Origin of the sequence: Sphaerimonospora sp. CA-214678 (genome assembly GCF_050942215.1) — a bacterium.
In the GTDB taxonomy this organism is placed as follows: Bacteria; Actinomycetota; Actinomycetes; order Streptosporangiales; family Streptosporangiaceae; genus Sphaerimonospora.
In genome coordinates, this window is the sequence record NZ_CP192056.1 from 2,176,633 (window position 1) to 2,193,102 (window position 16,470).

The window sequence follows — 16,470 nt, forward strand, 5'->3', positions numbered from 1 at the left end:
CCATATCCAACCAAAAACGCTGAGGGCTCCTTGGCACGTAGCGGGAGTGCCGATCCCGTGGAAGGCCTGGCAGGCTGTGGCGTGAAGACCGAAGTCGGTTCTTCGTGGCGCGACACCTGGAGGCTGAACCGTGGAGGGACCCCTCAGCGGCATCGTCGTTCTGGATCTTTCTCGTGCCCTGGCCGGGCCCCACGGGGCACAGATGCTCGGCGACCTGGGCGCTCACGTGATCAAGGTGGAGCATCCTTCGGGGGACGAGTCACGGGGATGGGGACCGCCGTTCGTCGGCCCTGATCAGGATATTTCCACCTACTTTCTGGCGGCCAACCGGAACAAGCGGTCCATCACGGTCGACATGAAGTCCGACGAGGGGCGCGGGCTCATCGAACGGCTGGTACGGCAGAGCGACGTGCTGATCGAGAACTTCCGTACCGGCGTGCTGGACCGTCTGGGCCTGCCGGTCAGCCGGCTGCACGAGCTGAATCCGCGCCTGGTGATCCTGTCGATCACCGGGTTCGGGCATGACGGTCCGGAGGGCGGCCGGCCGGGGTACGACCAGATCGCCCAGGGGGAGGCGGGCCTGATGTCGCTGACCGGGCCGTCGCCGGACGAGCCGTACCGCGTCGGCGCCTCGATCGCCGACCTGCTGGCCGGCATCCACGGCGCGTACGGCGTGGTCGCCGCGCTGTACGAACGCGAGCGGACGGGGCGTGGCCGGGTCGTCCGCACGTCCCTGCTGGCCTCGATGGTCGGGGTGCACTCTTATCACGGCACGGCCTGGACCGTCGGCGGCAAGGTGCCCCGCGCGGGCGGCAACCATCACGCGTCGATCACGCCGTACGGAGCCTTCCGCTGCGCGGACGGAATGATCCAGATCGCGGTGGCGAACGAGGGCCAGTGGCGCAAGGTGGCCGATCTTCTGGACATCGACCCCGAAACCACGAAATATGCGACGAATATGGATAGGTTCGCGCATCGGGATGAGTTGATCGCGGACATGGAGAAGTCGCTGGCGGCGCACGGCCGGGCGCACTGGCTGGCCGCGCTCGGCGAGCTGGGCGTGCCGGCCGGCGCTATCCGGTCCATCGACGAGGTCTACGCCTGGGATCAGGTCCGTTCCCAGGGCCTGCTGGTGACCGTCGACCATCCGGTCCTCGGCCCGATCGAACTGCCCGGCCCGCCGCTGCGCTTCGAGACGCCGGACCACACCCGGGCCGGCGTCCCGCGCTCTCACACACCGCCGCCGGCGCTCGGCCAGGACAACGACGCCGTGCTCGAGTGGCTGCGCGAGCGGGAACAGGCGGGGGAGGGAAACCAGGAGTGAACCGGTCAGAGCAGATGAGCCGCCGGGAACGCGCGGACCGCCCGGACGCCCGCACGCTGATCTCCCGTGTCCTCGACGCCGGTTCGTGGCGGTCGTGGGACGAGCCGATCGAGGACCGGGCCGCCCCCGGCACGCCGTACGCCGATGACCTGGCGGCGGCCAGGGCCAGGAGCGGATACGACGAATCGGTGATCACGGGGGAGGGGACGCTGGCCGGTCGCCGCGTCGCGATCATGGCCTGTGAGTTCTCCTTCCTGGCCGGATCGATCGGCGTGGCGGCGGCCGAGCGCCTGGTCAGGGCGGTGGAGCGGGCGACCGCCGAGCGGCTGCCGCTGCTCGCCGCCCCCGCCAGCGGCGGCACCAGAATGCAGGAGGGCGCCCTCGCCTTCGTCCAGATGGTGAAGATCACCACGGCCGTGGCCGCCCACCGCGCCGCCGGTCTGCCGTACGTCGTGTATCTGCGCCACCCGACCACGGGTGGGGTGTTCGCCTCGTGGGGCTCGCTCGGTCACGTCACGGCGGCCGAGCCCGGCGCGCTGATCGGCTTCCTGGGGCCGAGGGTGTTCGAGGCGTTGTACGGCTATCCGTTCCCCGAGGGCGTGCAGGTGGCGGAGAACCTGTTCGCCAACGGCCTGGTGGACGCCGTGGTGTCGGCCGAGGACGTCCGCGAGGTGGCCATCCGTGCTCTCGCCGTACTGTCGGCGCCCGCCGACGGCCTGAACCGTGACGCGGACCGTGACATGGAGTGGGGCATGGAGTGGGGCATGGAGCGGGGGCCGGAACCGGAGGAGGCGGACGCCGACGTGCCGGCCTGGGAGGCGATCACTCGCTCGCGCGACGCCGACCGGCCGGGGGTGCGGGCCCTGCTCAAGCTCGCCGCCCGCGACGTCACCCCGCTGCACGGCACCGGGACCGGCGAGGAGGACCCCGGCCTGCTGCTCGCGCTCGCCCGGTTCGGTACGGCTCCGGCCGTCGTGCTCGGTCAGGACTGGGGGCGCCAGCGGGCGGCGGGCCCACTCGGCCCTGCCGGGCTGCGGGTCGCCCGGCGTGGCATGCACCTCGCAGCCGAACTGGGGCTCCCACTGGTGACGGTCATCGACACGCCGGGCGCCGCGCTGTCGAAGGCGGCCGAGGAGGGCGGCCTGGCCGCCGAGATCGCCCGCTCGCTGGCCGATCTCGTCATGCTCGAAGCACCCACCGTCTGCCTCCTGCTCGGGGAGGGCGCCGGCGGTGCGGCGCTGGCCCTGCTGCCCGCCGACCGGGTCGTCTGCGCGCAGCACGGCTGGCTGTCCCCGCTCCCGCCCGAGGGCGCCTCGGCGATCATGCATCGGACCGTCGACTTCGCCCCGCGGATCGCCGAGGCGCAGGGCGTGCGGGCGGCCGACCTCAAACGGGACGGCATCGTCGACCGGATCGTCCCGGAATGCCCGGACGCCTCCGTCGAACCGGAGGAGTTCTGCCGCCGCGTGGCCAGGACGCTCGAATACGAGATCATCGGTCTGCTGGGACGGCCCGCGAGCGAGCGCCTCGCCGCCCGGTTCGCCCGCTACCGGTCGCTCGGCTCCGCCTGACCGTCCGGTGCTCCGTCGTCCCGGTCCCGGCCGTCCGGCTGCTCGGCGCCGGAGGTCGGGACGGGCACCCGCTCGACGCGGATCGCGTGGACATCCTCGCGCGGCACCACGACCTCGTAGGCCCCGTGGTCGACGAGCCAGTAGCCGATGGTCTCCGCCCTCGTGCCGCTGTGCCCGAGGTAGGCGATGTGCAGGCCGCCCTCCTCGTCCGCGCCGTCGCCGTCGTCCTCGTCCAGCACCAGGCACGGCTCCCCGCCGAACGCGCCGACCGTGCGCAGCAGGGTCAGCGACTCCAGGTCGGACCGGTGCACCCGGAGCCGCCAGTAGTTCCCGGCCCGGGTGAAGCCCTCCTGGGCCGACTCGCTGAACAGCACCACGTCGTCCCCGCCCGGCCCGATCGCCGCGGCGAAACTCCGGTTCCGGTAACCGGCGGTGAAGCCCAGCCCGACGAGCTCGATCCGTTCCGTCTCGCCCATCACGCGGGCCGCCAGGTGAGTCCGTCGTAGTCGGCGAACCGGCGTTCCCCCGAGCCGGTCAGGTGCACGATCTCGGCCCCGGCCGGGATCGGCATGGGCATCGTGTGGAACTGCGGCACCACATGCTCGCGCGAGGTGGTGAACCCGTTGCCGGTGAACGGCGGTGCATCGCTCCAATCCCCGCCCATGTGCTCGCCGTACGGCACGACGTAGGTGTCGATGTCCCGCGCATCCCACCGCATGATGTACAACTCGGGCACCTCCGGGGTCAGTTCCGAACCGTCGAAGCCCAGGTCGAGGGCCTCGACGAGGGCGGCCGGGGTGGTGAGGCGCGTGCGGTCCTGCTCGCGGTAGACGTACCCCGAAATGATCGTCCGCCGGCCCGACAGGTACGGCACGAGCAGCCTCGGCGGGATCACCTTGAGCATCCGGGACCGGCCTTCTGGCTCACTCATGGGGCCAAGTTTACGATCTGTGGAGCCGCCGGTGGTCCAGTGACGGAAGGGTCGACCGCACGCTGACGGTGACAGCGGGGTCGATCTCCCCGGTCTGTACGGCGTGGCCGGGGCCGAGGTCGTGCCGTACGACCCCCATCGGGTCGACCAGCATGCTGCGGCCCACGCCGAAGCCGTCCCTGGCGGAGGGGGTGGGCGCCTGGCCGACCGCGATCGTCCACGTGGTGTTCTCGATGGCCCTGGCCTTGACCAGGGTGATCCAGTGCTCCTCCTTCATCGGCCCGCTGCCCCAGGCGGCGATGACGGCGAACGCGTCGGCCCCCCGGTCGACCAGGGCGCGGGCCAGCTCGGGGAAGCGCACGTCGTAGCAGGTGATCAGGCCGATCCGCAGCCCGGCCAGCTCGACCACGACGGGGACGTCCCCGGGCGCGACCACGTCGGACTCGCGGGCGCCGAACGAGTCGAACAGGTGGATCTTCCGATAGGCCGCGGCGAGCCCGCCGCCGGCGTCGAGGGCCACGGTCGTGTTGTACACCCTCCCGTCGGCCGACGGCTCGAAGACACCCGCGATGACCGCGATGCCGTGCTCGCGGGCCGCCTCGGCGAGCCCGGACACGAACGGCCCGTCCAGCGGCTCGGCGGTTTCGGTCACGCCCCGGCCGAACCGGGTCAGCGTCGCCTCCGGGAACACCGCGAGTTCGGCGCCCTGCCCGGCGGCGTGGGCGAGGGCGTCGCGGGCGGTCTCGAGGTTCGTCTTCGGCTCGTGGACGACCGGGATCTGGCACAGGGATACACGCGTCACACCTCACAGTGTGCCGGTCGGCCGGCGCCGCCCGCTACGCTGGCCCGCGTGAACGAGCCGCTGGTAAGACGGATGCGCGAGTTCGGCACGACCGTTTTCGCGACGATGACGAAGCTGGCCGTGGAGACCGGGTCGATCAACCTCGGCCAGGGGTTCCCGGACACCGACGGGCCCGCGCGGATGCTGGAGCACGCCGTCGCGGCCGTCCGCGACGGGTTCAACCAGTACCCGCCCGGCCCCGGCGTCCCCGAGTTGCGCCAGGCGGTCGCCGACCATCGCAAGAAGTGGTACGGCCTGGCCTACGACCCCGACGGCGAGGTGCTGGTCACGGTCGGGGCGACCGAGGCCATCGCCGCGGCCGTCCTCGCCCTGTGCGAGCCCGGGGACGAGGTCGTCGTCTTCGAGCCCTACTACGACTCCTACGCCGCCGCCGTCGCGCTCGCGGGGGCCGTACGCCGTCCCGTGACGCTGCGGGTGGACGCCGGGCGGTTCACGTTCGACCCGGCCGAGCTGGCGGCTGCGGTCGGCCCCCGGACCAGGGCGATCCTCGTCAACTCGCCGCACAACCCGACCGGAACCGTGTTCAACCGGCAGGAGCTCGAGGCGATCGCCGAGGTCTGCCGGGAGCGTGACCTGATCGCGATCAGCGACGAGGTCTACGAGCACCTGACCTTCGACGGCGTCGAGCACATCCCGCTGGCCACGCTGCCGGGCATGCGCGAGCGGACCGTCATGATCTCCTCGGCGGGCAAGTCGTTCAGCGTGACCGGCTGGAAGACCGGCTGGATCTGCGCCCCGGCGCCCCTGGTGGGCGCCGTGCAGGCGGTCAAGCAGTTCCTCACCTTCACCGCCGCGGCTCCCTGGCAGCTCGCGGTCGCGTACGGCCTGCGCGAGGAGATGGACTGGGTGGCCGGGCTGCGGGCCGGCCTGCAGGCCAAGCGCGACAGGTTGATCACCGGGCTGGAGTCGGCCGGATTCGGGGTGCTCCGTCCGTCGGGCACCTATTTCGTGCAGACCGACATCCGGCCGCTCGGCTTCGACGACGGGCTGGAGCTGGCCCGGCGGCTGCCCGAGCTCGCCGGGGTGGTGGCCATCCCCACCCAGGCCTTCTATGATCACGCCGCCCGGGGCCGGCACTTCCTCCGGTTCGCCTTCTGCAAGAAGGACGAGATCATCGACGAGGCCGTCACCCGCCTGCGCCGCCTCGGCGGTTGATCTACTTTGTAATGGCCTCCCCGTGCGGCCGCGCCGTACGACCGGCGGCCTCAGCGACGACCTTCCCGATGATCCGGACGGGAAGGTTCTCGTCCCGGATGGCCAGGCGGATCGCGGCGGCGAGCTCGCCGTACTCGTCGCCGCGCGGCGAGGTGGCGCGGTAGGCGAGGCCGATCCGGCGGCCGGGCGGCCGATCGAAGCGGCGCAGCGCGATCCCGAAGGGGGTGCCGGTCTCCGCGTGGGCCGCCAACTCGGGGATGAGCGTCACGCCGAGACCGCCGGAGACGAGCTGGATCAGGGTCGGCAGGCTGGTCGCGTAGGTCGTCATCGTGGTCCGCACGCCCACCTCCCGGCACACGTCGATGGCCTGCTCGCGCAGGCAGTGACCCTGGTTGAGCAGCACGATGTCCAGCCCCTGCAGGACGTCCCGGCACAGCGGCGCGTCGTCCCGGGCCAGGGGGTGATCGCAGGGCAGCGCGAGCAGGAAGTCCTCGTCGTAGACGGGCTCCTCGGCGAGGCCGGTGACGTCCGTGGGCAGCGCGAGCACCGCCACGTCCAGCCGGCCTTGGCGCACCTCCGCCAGGAGGGTCTCGGTCTTGGCCTCCTGGACGATCAGCTTCAAGCGGGGAAAACGCCCGGCGAACATCGGCAGCAGCAGCGGCAGCAGGTAGGGCGCCACGGTCGGGATGACGCCCAGGTGGATCGGCCCGCTGAACGGCTCGCGCGTCCGCGCGACATCGGCGACGAGGTCGTCGACGTTCGCGAGGACCCGTGCCGCGTGGGCGCTCACCCGCCTTCCCGCCGGGGTGAGCAGGACCTTCCTGGTGGTCCGCTCCAGCAGCTGGATCTGCAGGATCTCCTCCAGCGTGGCGACCGCGCTGGACAGCGCGGGCTGGCTCATGCGGAGGGCCGCCGCGGCCTCCCTGAAGTGCAGATGCTCGGCCACGGCCAAGAACGCGCGCAGCTGGGCTAAGGTCGGGAGCGGCTCACTGATAGGGATCACCTCTCAGATTGGTCCAACTGCTCGATTTCTCGGATCAATGGTAGGTCGGGCAATCTGAAGGGGACAAATCCGAAGATTTGGCCGGGGCGGGAACGCTCCGGAGGAGGGGGGATTCACATGTTGACCGTGGGTGACCGGTTCCCCGAGTACGAGCTCACCGCCTGCGTCTCGCTCGACCCGGACAATGCCTTCGACGCGATCGACCACAAGACCTACGAGGGCAAGTGGCGCGTCGTCTTCAGCTGGCCGAAGGACTTCACGTTCATCTGCCCGACGGAGATCGCCGAGTTCGGCCGGCTGAACGACGAGTTCGCCGACCGCGACGCCCAGGTGCTCGGCTTCTCGGTCGACTCCGAGTACGTCCACTACGCCTGGCGCAAGGACCACCCCGACCTGCGCGAGCTGCCCTTCCCCATGCTCTCCGACATCAAGCGCGAGCTGTCGACGGAGCTGGGCATCCTCGGTGAGGACGGCGTCGCCCAGCGGGCCACCTTCATCGTCGACCCCCACAACGAGATCCAGTTCGCCATGGTCACGGCCGGCTCGGTGGGCCGGAACGTGAAGGAGGTCCTGCGGGTCCTCGACGCCCTCCAGAGCGACGAGTTGTGCCCCTGCAACTGGAACAAGGGTGAGGAGACGCTCGACGCCAAGAAGCTGATGGCGGGCGTCTGATGTCGATCGACAACCTCAAGAGCGCCCTCCCCGGGTACGCCAAGGACATCAGGCTCAACCTGGGATCGCTCGTCACCACCTCGTCGCTGAGCGAGCAGCAGCTGTGGGGGACGCTGCTCGCCACGGCGATCGCGACGAAGTCGCCGCGGGTGATCGCCGAGGTGTCGGGCGAGGCGGCCGGCCACCTGTCGGCCGAGGCCTTCACGGCGGCCAAGGCAGCGGCGAGCATCATGGCGATGAACAACGTCTACTACCGATCGACCCATCTGATCGGCGATGAGACGTACGCCACGATGCCGGCCAGGCTGCGGATGACCGTCATCGGCAACCCGGGCGTGGACAAGCTCGACTTCGAGCTGTGGAGCCTCGCCGTCAGCGCGATCGGCGGCTGCGGCCAGTGCCTGGAGTCCCACGAGAAGGTCGTCCGCTCCGCGGGCCTGTCCCGTGAGCAGGTCCAGGAGGCCATCAAGATCGGCGCCGTCGTCAACGCGGTGGCCACGACCCTCGAGGCCGAGGCCGCTCTCGCCGCGGTCTGACCCGGGTTCACCGAGCACGCAGCAGGGGCGCCCCACCCGGGGCGCCCCTGCTCGGTTGGTAGGCGGGTGCCAGGGACTGTTCGAGGGATCCGCGTCCGCGACCGCTCGCATATCGGTAGGCGGGCCTCGCGAAGCCGGGCCTGACCGGCTCAGTCTCGGCGGTGCAGGGCGCGGGTGAGGACGTAGGCCAGGTTGACGACGCCGATCAGGGTGAAGACGAGCAGCATGGCGGTGGTGCCGCCGCCCGCGCTGAGCGAGATGGCGACGAGCGGGATCGACAGCGCGAGGGAGCCGAGGCCGAGGGTCATCTGCGCCCAGTCCAGCGGCGGACGCCGTACCTTCTGCGCGGCCAGCCGGTTGTCGATCACCGCGTTGACCCGGTCGGCGAGCGACTCGGCGAGCTCCAGCTCGTACTGCGGGCCGAGCTCACGGTGTGCCGCGAAGGCGGCGCCCAGCTCGGCGGCTTCCAGCTTCTCGGGTTCCCGAGAGGAGGGGGGCATGTCATGATTCTGCCGCCCGATCCACGCGTACGGCCTCGCCGATGGCGACCTTGGTGAATCTTGCCCAGGGAGGGAGACCGCGTGGGCGATTGTCGCCCATGCAGGCATGTTGTGGTCTGGATAGTTTGCCCGATGTGGGCGGACGTGTACTGATCGCGGCGGATGGCAGCGCCGTGACGGCTTCCGACCGGATTCCGGTGGACCGGTGCGTGACGCGGACGCCGGGCGCCATCGGCGACCCGGTCGTGACGGCCCTCGGGTCGCCGGAGGCGGCATGGGCCCGAAGGCCGGGGCGGCGCCGCGGTTCGTCGAACGGGGCGGGGAACGCGCCGTTATCACCTCGCTGGAACACATCGGCGAGGCCCTATCAGGAAATATCGGGACAAGGGTATCCAGAGGGGTGGAGGAACAGATGCCGGATCCGATCGAGGTACGGAAAGTCGCCATCGAGAGCGTCACCGACGCTTCGGGGCTCGCGCGGCTCATCGACGACGGGGTGATCGAGGCCGACCGGGTGCTGGCGGTGATCGGCAAGACCGAGGGCAACGGCGGCGTCAACGACTACACCCGGATCCTGGCCGACCGCGCCTTCCGCGAGGTGCTCATCGCCAGGGGCACCCGTACCCCCGAAGAGGTGGCCCAGGTGCCGCTCGTCTGGTCCGGCGGCACCGACGGCGTGCTCAGCCCGCATGCGACGATCTTCGCGACCGTCGACCCGGCCGAGGCCGTACAGACCGACGAGCCGCGCCTGAGCGTCGGCGTGGCGATGAGCGAGGTCCTCCTGCCCGAGGACATCGGCAGGCCCGCGATGGTGGAGAAGGTCGCCGCCGGGGTACGGGAGGCCATGAAGATCGCCGGGATCGACGACCCGGCCGACGTGCACTACGTGCAGACCAAGACGCCGCTGCTCACGCTCGCCACGATCACCGACGCGAAGGAGCGCGGCCAGACGGTCGTCACCGAGGACACGCTCAAGTCGATGGACATCTCCAACTCCACCACCGCCCTCGGCATCGCCGTCGCGCTCGGGGAGATCGAGATGCCGGCGGCCGAGCAGATCCACAGCGACCTGTCGCTCTACTCGTCGGTCGCGTCGTGCTCCAGCGGCGTGGAGCTCGACCGCGCGCAGATCGTGGTGGTCGGCAACGTGCGCGGCATCGGCGGCCGCTACCGCGCGGGGCACTCGGTCATGAGGGACGCCCTCGACACCGACGGTCTCTGGGAGGCCGTCCGCGGCGCCGGCATCGAGCTGCCGGAGCGTCCGCACCCGAGCGACCTCGGCGGCCGGCTGGTCAACCTGTTCCTCAAGTGCGAGGCCGACCCGTCCGGACGGGTGCGCGGCCGCCGCAACATCATGCTCGACGACTCCGACGTGCACTGGCATCGGCAGATCAAGGCCACTGTCGGCGGTGTCGTGGCGAGCGTGACCGGCGACCCGGCGGTATTCGTCTCGGTGGCGGCCGTCCACCAGGGCCCCTCCGGCGGTGGCCCGGTCATCGCCATCGCCGACCTCGGCTGACGCCGCTCCCGGGTCGTGGCCGCGGCGCCGGCCGCGACCCGGCATCGGTACGGCTCGGCGCCGCGCGGCATCGGCGTTCCGGGATCTCATGCCGTGCGATTCAGAGCGGTGCGCCGGCATGCGCGGCGACACGGGCGGATTCGGGGACGGCGGGAGGCGGCCCGCGGGCCTGCTTCGACCTCCGGGCCGGGCCGGTCAGAACGCCGGCAGGTCGGCCCACCGGGTGATCGTGCCGGACCGGTCGTCGGTGCCGCACCGGGTGGCCAGCGCCTTGACGACGGCTGTGCCGCACTCGTACTCCTTCGACGGCTGCGCCGGGGGCGATGCCGCGGCCGAGCTGGAGACCTCGACGCGCATGACGGTGCGCACACCATGGCGGTGCAGCGAAACACGCAGCCTGATCGGGGGCAGGCCGTGCAGGATGCCGTCGGTGACCAGTTCGGAGATCACCAGCAGGGCCTCCTGCGCCGCCGGCCTCGGGATTCCCCAGGCCGCCAGCACACCCTGCACGTGGCGGCGTATCGTCGCGGCCGCCCGGAGCACACGCGGCACCAGCGTCGTGTATTCACGGTCGGGCGGCGGCTCTGCGTTGACACCTGAACGGTCCGTGATCTGGACGTTCATCATCGCTGCCTCCTCGCCCCTGCCGCGGGTGGGTGTCCGGCGGGCGGTTCTCAAAACTGTCCATACTGAACGCTAGGGATCCGCGGTCTGATCGGCTATCCGTGCGGCGAGGTCCGCTATCCGGATAGCGAACGGCGCGAGGGTCACGCCGTGCGGCCGTGCATCCGTGCGGCGGACTCCGGCGACCCGCGGCCCGGCACGGCCTACGCCATGGACTCCTCCTCGGCCCTGCGATGTGTCCGGATCCCCGCTCGGCGACGGACAGGCCTTGTCCGGCACTCCCTAGGATGGGGAAGCGTGCCAGTGATTCCGCGACCTATGCGCCCTGACGACGACGGCGGCACCGACGAGGCGGTCGCCTCGGCCCTGGCCGGGCTCCAGGCCGGTACGGCCACGGCCGCCGACGTGCTGGCCGCCCTCGCCGAGGCCAGGCTGCTGGTGCCCGTGGTGGCGCTGCTGACCGAGGCTGAGGTCGGGGAACACGGCCTGCGCCAGGAGAAGGAGAGCGAGATGGCGCTCCCCAAGCTGGTCGGCAAGGACGGCAGGGAGGCGGTGCTGGCCTTCACCGGGGTCGATCCGATGAAGAGATGGCGCCAGGACGCCCGGCCCGTGCAGGCGACGGCCCCGCAGGTGTGCCAGGCCGCCCGGCACGAGCAGGCCGCCGCGGTGGTCGTCGACGTCGCGGGCCCGGTCCCGTTCGTGATCGAGGGCGGCATGCTGCGGGCGCTCTCGCTGGTCGAGGAGGCCAGACGCGATCCCACGGCGCTCGACCGCCTCGCCGATGCCGTGCCGGACGCGACCGTCGCCAGGATCCAGACGGGCGACGAGGCCGGACGTGCCAGGAGGCGGTGGTGGGGGAGGCGGAGCCGTCGCTAGTGTCAGCGGCGTGACTCCCCTCATCGTCGCGGGCGTCTCGGCGTCGGGGCTGGTCGCCGGGGCGTATGTCCGGGTTTTCGCCGGCGGATTCGGCCCGGTCGGACGGCCCGGGGAGGTCCGGGAGGCCGTCGGCGTCGCGGTGCGGACCCCGCCCGTGCCCCGCTCGCCCTACATCGCGGAGGCGGCGACGGCGCTGGCGGCCGCCCTGCTGGTCTGGCGGATGGCCGGTGCCGGCGGCTGGGTCATAGCGGCCTGGTCGTACGCGATCGTGATCGGTGTCGCGCTCGCCCTGATCGACTGGCGGACCCTGCGGCTGCCCGACGTGATCACGCTGCCGTCCTATCCGGTGCTGCTGGCCCTGCTCGCCCCGTCCGGCAGGCTGTCCGGGGCGCTCGCGGCCGCGGCCGCCTTCGCCTGTCTCTACGCGGTGATGTGGTTCGCCCGTCCCACCGGCATCGGTCTCGGCGATGTCAAGCTGGCCGGGCTGATCGGCCTGCTGACCGGTGCGATCGGGGTGCGGACGACGGTCGCGGCGGGCATGGGCGGCTTCCTGCTCGGCGCGCTCTACGCGGTGGCCCTGCTGGTCACCGGCCGGGCGACACGCAAGAGCGAGTTTCCGTTCGGGCCGTTCATGCTCGTGGGCGCGCTCGCGGCGGCGGCCCTGCCCCTGGAATGACTGTGTCTGGTGACGGTGCAGTCGGGTGCTCATGGAAGACTTGTCGTCATGTTGCGTTGGTTGACCGCCGGGGAGTCCCACGGCCCCGAACTCGTCGCGATCCTTGAAGGCCTGCCCGCGGGTGTGGAGGTGACGACCGCCCAGATCGACGAGGCACTGCGGCGGCGGCGCCTCGGCTACGGCCGGGGGGCACGGATGAAGTTCGAGCAGGACGCGGTGACCATCTGCGGTGGCGTGCGGCACGGCCGCACCCTCGGCTCTCCGGTCGCCGTCCGCATCGGCAACACCGAGTGGCCGAAGTGGGAGCTCGTGATGGCGGCCGACCCCGTCGACCCGGCCGCTCTGGACGGGCTCGCGCGCAACGCGCCCAGGTCACGGCCCCGCCCCGGCCACGCGGACCTGGCCGGCATGCAGAAGTACGGCTTCGACGACGCCAGGCCGGTGCTCGACCGGGCCAGCGCCCGGGAGACGGCGGCAAGGGTGGCGCTCGGCCAGATTGCGCGTGCCTTCCTCAAGCAGGCCGTCGGCGTCGACATCGTCAGCCACGTCGTGTCCATCGGCGCGGCGAGCGCCCCGCGTGACGTGCTTCCCGGTCCCGGCGACATGGCGGTGGTCGACGCCGACCCGGTGCGCTGCGTGGACCCGGACGCGAGCGCGGCGATGGTCGCCGAGATCGACAAGGCGCACAAGGACGGAGACACGCTGGGCGGCGTGGTCGAGGTCGTCGCCTACGGCCTGCCGCCGGGTCTGGGCAGCTACGCCCAGTGGGACCGGCGGCTCGACGCGCGCCTGGCCGCCGCGCTGATGGGCATCCAGGCGATCAAGGGCGTGGCCGTCGGCGACGGTTTCGAGACCGCGCGCCGCCCGGGCTCGCGTGCCCACGACGAGATCGAGAACACCCCGGAGGGCGTGCGCCGGATCACCAACCGGGCCGGTGGGATCGAGGGCGGCATGACCAACGGCGAGCCGCTGCGGGTCAGCGCGGCGATGAAGCCGATCTCCACCGTGCCCCGCGCGCTGGCCACGGTCGACGTGCTGACGGGGGAGGCGGCCAAGGCCCACCACGAGCGATCCGACGTGTGCGCGGTGCCGGCCGCCGCGATCGTCGCCGAGGCGATGGTGGCGCTGGTGCTGGCCGACGCGGTGGCCGAGAAGTTCGGCGGCGACTCCGTCGAGGAGGTCGCACGCAACCTCGCGGGCTACCTGTCATCCCTTGTGATCAAATAACACAATAAGGTCTGATCATGAATTCACTCGTGGTCCTCATCGGCCCGCCGGGCTCGGGGAAATCCACGGTCGGGCGGCTGCTGGCCGACCATCTCGGCGTGCCGTTCCGCGACACCGACAGCGATGTCGAGGCCGTCGCGGGCAAGCCGGTGAGCGATATCTTCGTCGAGGACGGCGAGGCCCGGTTCCGCGAACTGGAGGCGGCGGCCGTACGGGAGGCCGTGACCGGCCACGAGGGGGTGCTGTCGCTGGGCGGCGGCGCGATCCTGCACGAGCCGACCCAGGAGTTGCTCGCCGGTCGCCGGGTCGTCTATCTGCGGGTGGGGCTCGACCAGGCGGTCAAGCGGGTGGGTCTCGCCACGGCCAGGCCGCTGCTGGTGCTCAACCCGCGCAGCCGGCTCAGGAAGCTGATGGAGGAGCGGCGCCCGATCTACGAGCGCCTCGCCGCGATCACGGTCGCCACCGACGATCGCGAGCCCGAGGAGATCGCCGCCCAGATCGCCGCTGAGATCGCCGCCGAGACGACGGCGGAAGAGACGGGGGAGCTGTGAGCACGACGCGCATCACGGTGCGGGGCGACAACCCCTACGACGTCGTGGTCGGCACCGGCGTGCTGGGTGAGCTGCCGGGTCTGCTGGGCGGCGGGGTACGGACCGTGGCGGTGGTTCACCCGGCCGGGCTGCCGGAGATCGCCCGCCCGGTGTGCGGCGCGCTGGAGACGGCCGGGTTCGAGGTGATCCCGCTGCCGGTGCCGGACGGCGAGGAGGCCAAGAACGTCGACGTCGCGGCCGGGCTGTGGTCGGCACTCGGACGGTACGGCGTGACCAGGTCGGACGCGATCGTCGGCGTCGGCGGGGGTGCGACCACCGACCTCGCCGGCTTCGTGGCCGCGACCTGGCTGCGCGGCGTGCGGGTGGCGCTGGTCCCGACCACGCTGCTCGCCATGGTCGACGCCGCGGTCGGCGGCAAGACCGGGATCAACACCCCCGAGGGCAAGAACCTCGTCGGGGTCTTCCATCCGCCGGCGGGTGTGCTGTGCGACCTGGCCACGCTGGTGAGCGTGCCGCGCCTCGACTACGTCGCCGGCCTCGCCGAGATCATCAAGGGCGGGTTCATCGCCGATCCGACGATCCTCACGTTGATCGAGGCGGATCCGGCGGGCGCCTGCACCCCGGAGGGCGAGCACACCCGGCGGCTCATCGAGCGGAAGATCCAGGTCAAGGCCGACGTCGTCGGAGCCGATCTGCGCGAGAGCGGCCTGCGGGAGATCCTCAACTACGGGCACACGCTGGCCCACGCCATCGAGCGGGTGGAGGACTACCGCATCCGGCACGGCGAGGCCGTCTCCATCGGCCTCGTCTACGCGGCGGAGCTGTCCCGGCTGGACGGCAGGATCGGCCAGGACGTGGTCGACCGCACCCGCTCGATCCTGGAGTCGGTCGGGCTGCCCACGTCGTACCGGAGGGACGCGTGGCCGCACCTGCGCGATCACATGCGGGTGGACAAGAAGGCGCGCGGCGCGAAGCTGCGGTTCGTCGTGCTCGACGGGATCGCCCAGGTCTCCCGGCTGGAGGACCCGGCCGAGGAGCTGCTGGAGGCCGCGTACGGGGAGGTCTCGCGTTGAGAGGGATCTCTCGCTGAGGAAGGTGGCCCGTTGAGGAGGACGGCTCGTTGAGAGAGGTGGCACGGTGAGGCAGGTGCTCGTGCTGAACGGCCCGAACCTGGGGCGGCTCGGCAGCAGGGAGCCCGATGTGTACGGCGCGCAGACCTTCGAGGACCTGGCGGCCCTGTGCCGGGAGACCGGCCGCGAGCTGGGCCTTTCCGTGGAGGTGCGGCAGACCGACGACGAGGCCGAGATGGTGTCGTGGATCCACGAGGCCGCCGACAGCCGTACGCCCGTCGTGCTCAACCCGGCCGCGTTCACGCACTACTCCTACGCCCTGCGCGACGCGATCGCGCAGCGTACGGCGCCGCTGGTCGAGGTGCACATCTCGAATCCGAACGCCCGCGAGGAGTTCCGCCACACCTCGGTCGTGGCGGCGGTGGCGACCGGGACGATCGCCGGGTTCGGCATGCGCTCCTACGAGCTGGCGCTGCGCGCGATCGCGGATGCCGCTGAATAACATAACGCTGAATCGATGTTCAGGGCGGAGCGATGGGTTACAGGTCGTACGTCGCGGTCGGGGACAGCTTCACCGAGGGGCTGAACGACCCCGGTCTCGACGGGACGTCGGAGTTTCGCGGATGGGCCGATCGGGTGGCCGAGCGGCTGGCCCGGATCGAGCCGGGTTTCCGGTACGCCAACCTGGCGGTGCGCGGCCGGCTGCTCGACCAGATCGTCGAGGATCAGGTGCCGGAGGCCGTCCGGTCGGCCCCCGATCTGGTCAGCCTGTGCGCGGGCGGCAACGATCTGCTCCGGCCGGGCAGCGATCCCGACCGGATGGCCAAGAAGCTGGCCGCGGCCGTACGCGACCTGCGCGCCACCGGCGCCGACGTGGTGCTGTTCACCGGGGTCGATCCGCGCGACACGCCGATCATGCGCCGGGCACGCGGTAAGTTCGCCGTCTTCTACCTGCACATACGCTCGATCTCCGATCTGTACGGCTGCCGCCTGGTCGACCAGTGGTCGATGCAGGGGCTGCGGGACTGGCGGGCGTGGAGCGAGGACCGGCTGCACATGAACGCCGAGGGGCACCGGCTGGTCGCGGCGAAGATGCTCGACGTGCTGGGTGTGCCCGCCGACGACGACTGGCGCAAGACCTGGCCCCCGCGCGAGCGGGTGGACCCCCGGGCCAGGCGCCGGGAGGACGCGCGCTGGGTCAGGGAGCACCTCGGCCCCTGGATCGGCCGCAGGCTCCGTGGCCGGTCCTCCGGCGACGGTCTCGACCCCAAGCGCCCGGACCTCACCCCCCTCGCGTGATCTTGCAGTTGCTCGCACGGATGCCCGCCGACCTGCCGAAATCCCTTCCGTGATCTTGCAGTTGCTCGCACTCA

19 protein-coding genes are annotated in these 16,470 nt (G+C 71.6%); 13 read left to right on the forward strand and 6 right to left on the reverse strand.

Features of this window, described 5'->3' with window-relative positions; translation table 11 throughout:
• The first annotated feature begins 130 nt into the window (after positions 1-130).
• The gene (locus tag ACQP1K_RS09950; RefSeq protein ID WP_433500581.1) at positions 131-1,324 is read left to right on the forward strand and encodes a CaiB/BaiF CoA transferase family protein; all 1,194 of its coding nucleotides are present in this window, start codon (positions 131-133) and stop codon (positions 1,322-1,324) included.
• A gap of 14 nt (positions 1,325-1,338) precedes the next feature.
• Positions 1,339-2,895 carry a carboxyl transferase domain-containing protein gene (locus ACQP1K_RS09955; RefSeq protein ID WP_433501531.1) on the forward strand — a complete coding sequence of 519 codons (1,557 nt, stop codon included), beginning with the start codon at positions 1,339-1,341 and terminating at the stop codon, positions 2,893-2,895.
• On the opposite strand, the gene ACQP1K_RS09960 is transcribed toward ACQP1K_RS09955, so the two are convergent.
• The 3 genes from ACQP1K_RS09960 to ACQP1K_RS09970 are packed head-to-tail and all read right to left on the reverse strand — an operon-like array spanning position 2,871 to position 4,628.
• Positions 2,871-3,371: a hypothetical protein gene (locus ACQP1K_RS09960; RefSeq protein WP_433500582.1), complete on the reverse strand. Its 501-nt coding sequence runs from the start codon at positions 3,369-3,371 to the stop codon at positions 2,871-2,873. The genes ACQP1K_RS09955 and ACQP1K_RS09960 overlap by 25 nt on opposite strands.
• Positions 3,371-3,826: a hypothetical protein gene (locus ACQP1K_RS09965; protein ID WP_433500583.1), complete on the reverse strand. Its 456-nt coding sequence runs from the start codon at positions 3,824-3,826 to the stop codon at positions 3,371-3,373. Before ACQP1K_RS09965 ends, ACQP1K_RS09960 begins: the two co-directional genes overlap by 1 nt.
• A 10-nt stretch (positions 3,827-3,836) precedes the next feature.
• Positions 3,837-4,628, reverse strand: coding sequence for a carbon-nitrogen hydrolase family protein (locus ACQP1K_RS09970; protein ID WP_433500584.1), 792 nt, complete (start codon positions 4,626-4,628; stop codon positions 3,837-3,839).
• Positions 4,629-4,676: 48 nt separating this feature from the next.
• Between ACQP1K_RS09970 and ACQP1K_RS09975 the strand changes: the two genes are divergently transcribed.
• Complete coding sequence (locus tag ACQP1K_RS09975) at positions 4,677-5,843, forward strand: pyridoxal phosphate-dependent aminotransferase (RefSeq protein ID WP_433500585.1); 1,167 nt, start codon at positions 4,677-4,679, stop codon at positions 5,841-5,843.
• A gap of 1 nt (position 5,844) precedes the next feature.
• On the opposite strand, the gene ACQP1K_RS09980 is transcribed toward ACQP1K_RS09975, so the two are convergent.
• Positions 5,845-6,846: a LysR substrate-binding domain-containing protein gene (locus ACQP1K_RS09980; RefSeq protein ID WP_433500586.1), complete on the reverse strand. Its 1,002-nt coding sequence runs from the start codon at positions 6,844-6,846 to the stop codon at positions 5,845-5,847.
• Positions 6,847-6,963: 117 nt separating this feature from the next.
• Between ACQP1K_RS09980 and ACQP1K_RS09985 the strand changes: the two genes are divergently transcribed.
• A complete protein-coding gene (locus ACQP1K_RS09985; protein WP_433500587.1) occupies positions 6,964-7,518 on the forward strand; it encodes a peroxiredoxin in 555 nt (184 codons plus the stop codon).
• Entirely contained in the window at positions 7,518-8,054 is a 537-nt protein-coding gene (locus ACQP1K_RS09990; RefSeq protein WP_433500588.1) for a carboxymuconolactone decarboxylase family protein, read from the forward strand. Before ACQP1K_RS09985 ends, ACQP1K_RS09990 begins: the two co-directional genes overlap by 1 nt.
• 149 nt (positions 8,055-8,203) lie before the next feature.
• Here ACQP1K_RS09990 and ACQP1K_RS09995 read toward each other — a convergent pair whose 3' ends face one another.
• Positions 8,204-8,554: a hypothetical protein gene (locus ACQP1K_RS09995; protein WP_433500589.1), complete on the reverse strand. Its 351-nt coding sequence runs from the start codon at positions 8,552-8,554 to the stop codon at positions 8,204-8,206.
• Positions 8,555-8,966: 412 nt separating this feature from the next.
• On the opposite strand from ACQP1K_RS09995, the gene ACQP1K_RS10000 reads away from it, so the two are divergent.
• The gene (locus ACQP1K_RS10000) at positions 8,967-10,073 is read left to right on the forward strand and encodes a ring-opening amidohydrolase (protein ID WP_433500590.1); all 1,107 of its coding nucleotides are present in this window, start codon (positions 8,967-8,969) and stop codon (positions 10,071-10,073) included.
• A 195-nt stretch (positions 10,074-10,268) separates the two neighbouring features.
• Here the strand turns inward: ACQP1K_RS10000 and ACQP1K_RS10005 are convergent, their stop codons facing one another.
• Entirely contained in the window at positions 10,269-10,700 is a 432-nt protein-coding gene (locus ACQP1K_RS10005; protein WP_433500591.1) for an ATP-binding protein, read from the reverse strand.
• A gap of 315 nt (positions 10,701-11,015) precedes the next feature.
• Between ACQP1K_RS10005 and ACQP1K_RS10010 the strand changes: the two genes are divergently transcribed.
• From ACQP1K_RS10010 to ACQP1K_RS10040, 7 genes are all read left to right on the forward strand, one after another.
• Entirely contained in the window at positions 11,016-11,573 is a 558-nt protein-coding gene (locus ACQP1K_RS10010) for an SseB family protein (protein WP_433500592.1), read from the forward strand.
• 10 nt (positions 11,574-11,583) lie between these two features.
• A complete protein-coding gene (locus ACQP1K_RS10015) occupies positions 11,584-12,249 on the forward strand; it encodes a prepilin peptidase (protein ID WP_433500593.1) in 666 nt (221 codons plus the stop codon).
• Between the two features lie 48 nt (positions 12,250-12,297).
• Positions 12,298-13,476 (forward strand): chorismate synthase, encoded by a 1,179-nt coding sequence (gene aroC / locus ACQP1K_RS10020; RefSeq protein ID WP_433500594.1) that lies wholly within the window; start codon positions 12,298-12,300, stop codon positions 13,474-13,476.
• A 17-nt stretch (positions 13,477-13,493) separates the two neighbouring features.
• Positions 13,494-14,027 carry a shikimate kinase gene (locus ACQP1K_RS10025; protein ID WP_433500595.1) on the forward strand — a complete coding sequence of 178 codons (534 nt, stop codon included), beginning with the start codon at positions 13,494-13,496 and terminating at the stop codon, positions 14,025-14,027.
• Positions 14,024-15,100 carry a 3-dehydroquinate synthase gene (aroB, locus tag ACQP1K_RS10030; RefSeq protein WP_433500596.1) on the forward strand — a complete coding sequence of 359 codons (1,077 nt, stop codon included), beginning with the start codon at positions 14,024-14,026 and terminating at the stop codon, positions 15,098-15,100. The genes ACQP1K_RS10025 and aroB overlap by 4 nt, the downstream gene beginning before the upstream one ends.
• A 64-nt stretch (positions 15,101-15,164) precedes the next feature.
• Complete coding sequence (gene aroQ / locus ACQP1K_RS10035; RefSeq protein ID WP_433500597.1) at positions 15,165-15,599, forward strand: type II 3-dehydroquinate dehydratase; 435 nt, start codon at positions 15,165-15,167, stop codon at positions 15,597-15,599.
• A gap of 32 nt (positions 15,600-15,631) precedes the next feature.
• Positions 15,632-16,396, forward strand: coding sequence for an SGNH/GDSL hydrolase family protein (locus ACQP1K_RS10040; protein ID WP_433500598.1), 765 nt, complete (start codon positions 15,632-15,634; stop codon positions 16,394-16,396).
• The last annotated feature ends 74 nt before the right edge of the window (positions 16,397-16,470 follow it).

What these genes read in the sequence shown, in the direction of transcription:
- ACQP1K_RS09955 (WP_433501531.1), top strand. Translation starts at nt 1,339, where the DNA reads ATGAGCCGCCGGGAACGCGCGGACCGCCCGGACGCCCGCACGCTGATC.
- ACQP1K_RS09960 (WP_433500582.1), bottom strand. Translation starts at nt 3,371, where the DNA reads ATGGGCGAGACGGAACGGATCGAGCTCGTCGGGCTGGGCTTCACCGCC.
- ACQP1K_RS09965 (WP_433500583.1), bottom strand. Translation starts at nt 3,826, where the DNA reads ATGAGTGAGCCAGAAGGCCGGTCCCGGATGCTCAAGGTGATCCCGCCG.
- ACQP1K_RS09985 (WP_433500587.1), top strand. Translation starts at nt 6,964, where the DNA reads ATGTTGACCGTGGGTGACCGGTTCCCCGAGTACGAGCTCACCGCCTGC.
- ACQP1K_RS09990 (WP_433500588.1), top strand. Translation starts at nt 7,518, where the DNA reads ATGTCGATCGACAACCTCAAGAGCGCCCTCCCCGGGTACGCCAAGGAC.
- ACQP1K_RS09995 (WP_433500589.1), bottom strand. Translation starts at nt 8,554, where the DNA reads ATGCCCCCCTCCTCTCGGGAACCCGAGAAGCTGGAAGCCGCCGAGCTG.
- ACQP1K_RS10000 (WP_433500590.1), top strand. Translation starts at nt 8,967, where the DNA reads ATGCCGGATCCGATCGAGGTACGGAAAGTCGCCATCGAGAGCGTCACC.
- ACQP1K_RS10005 (WP_433500591.1), bottom strand. Translation starts at nt 10,700, where the DNA reads ATGATGAACGTCCAGATCACGGACCGTTCAGGTGTCAACGCAGAGCCG.
- ACQP1K_RS10010 (WP_433500592.1), top strand. Translation starts at nt 11,016, where the DNA reads ATGCGCCCTGACGACGACGGCGGCACCGACGAGGCGGTCGCCTCGGCC.
- aroC (WP_433500594.1), top strand. Translation starts at nt 12,298, where the DNA reads ATGTTGCGTTGGTTGACCGCCGGGGAGTCCCACGGCCCCGAACTCGTC.
- ACQP1K_RS10025 (WP_433500595.1), top strand. Translation starts at nt 13,494, where the DNA reads ATGAATTCACTCGTGGTCCTCATCGGCCCGCCGGGCTCGGGGAAATCC.
- ACQP1K_RS10040 (WP_433500598.1), top strand. Translation starts at nt 15,632, where the DNA reads ATGGGTTACAGGTCGTACGTCGCGGTCGGGGACAGCTTCACCGAGGGG.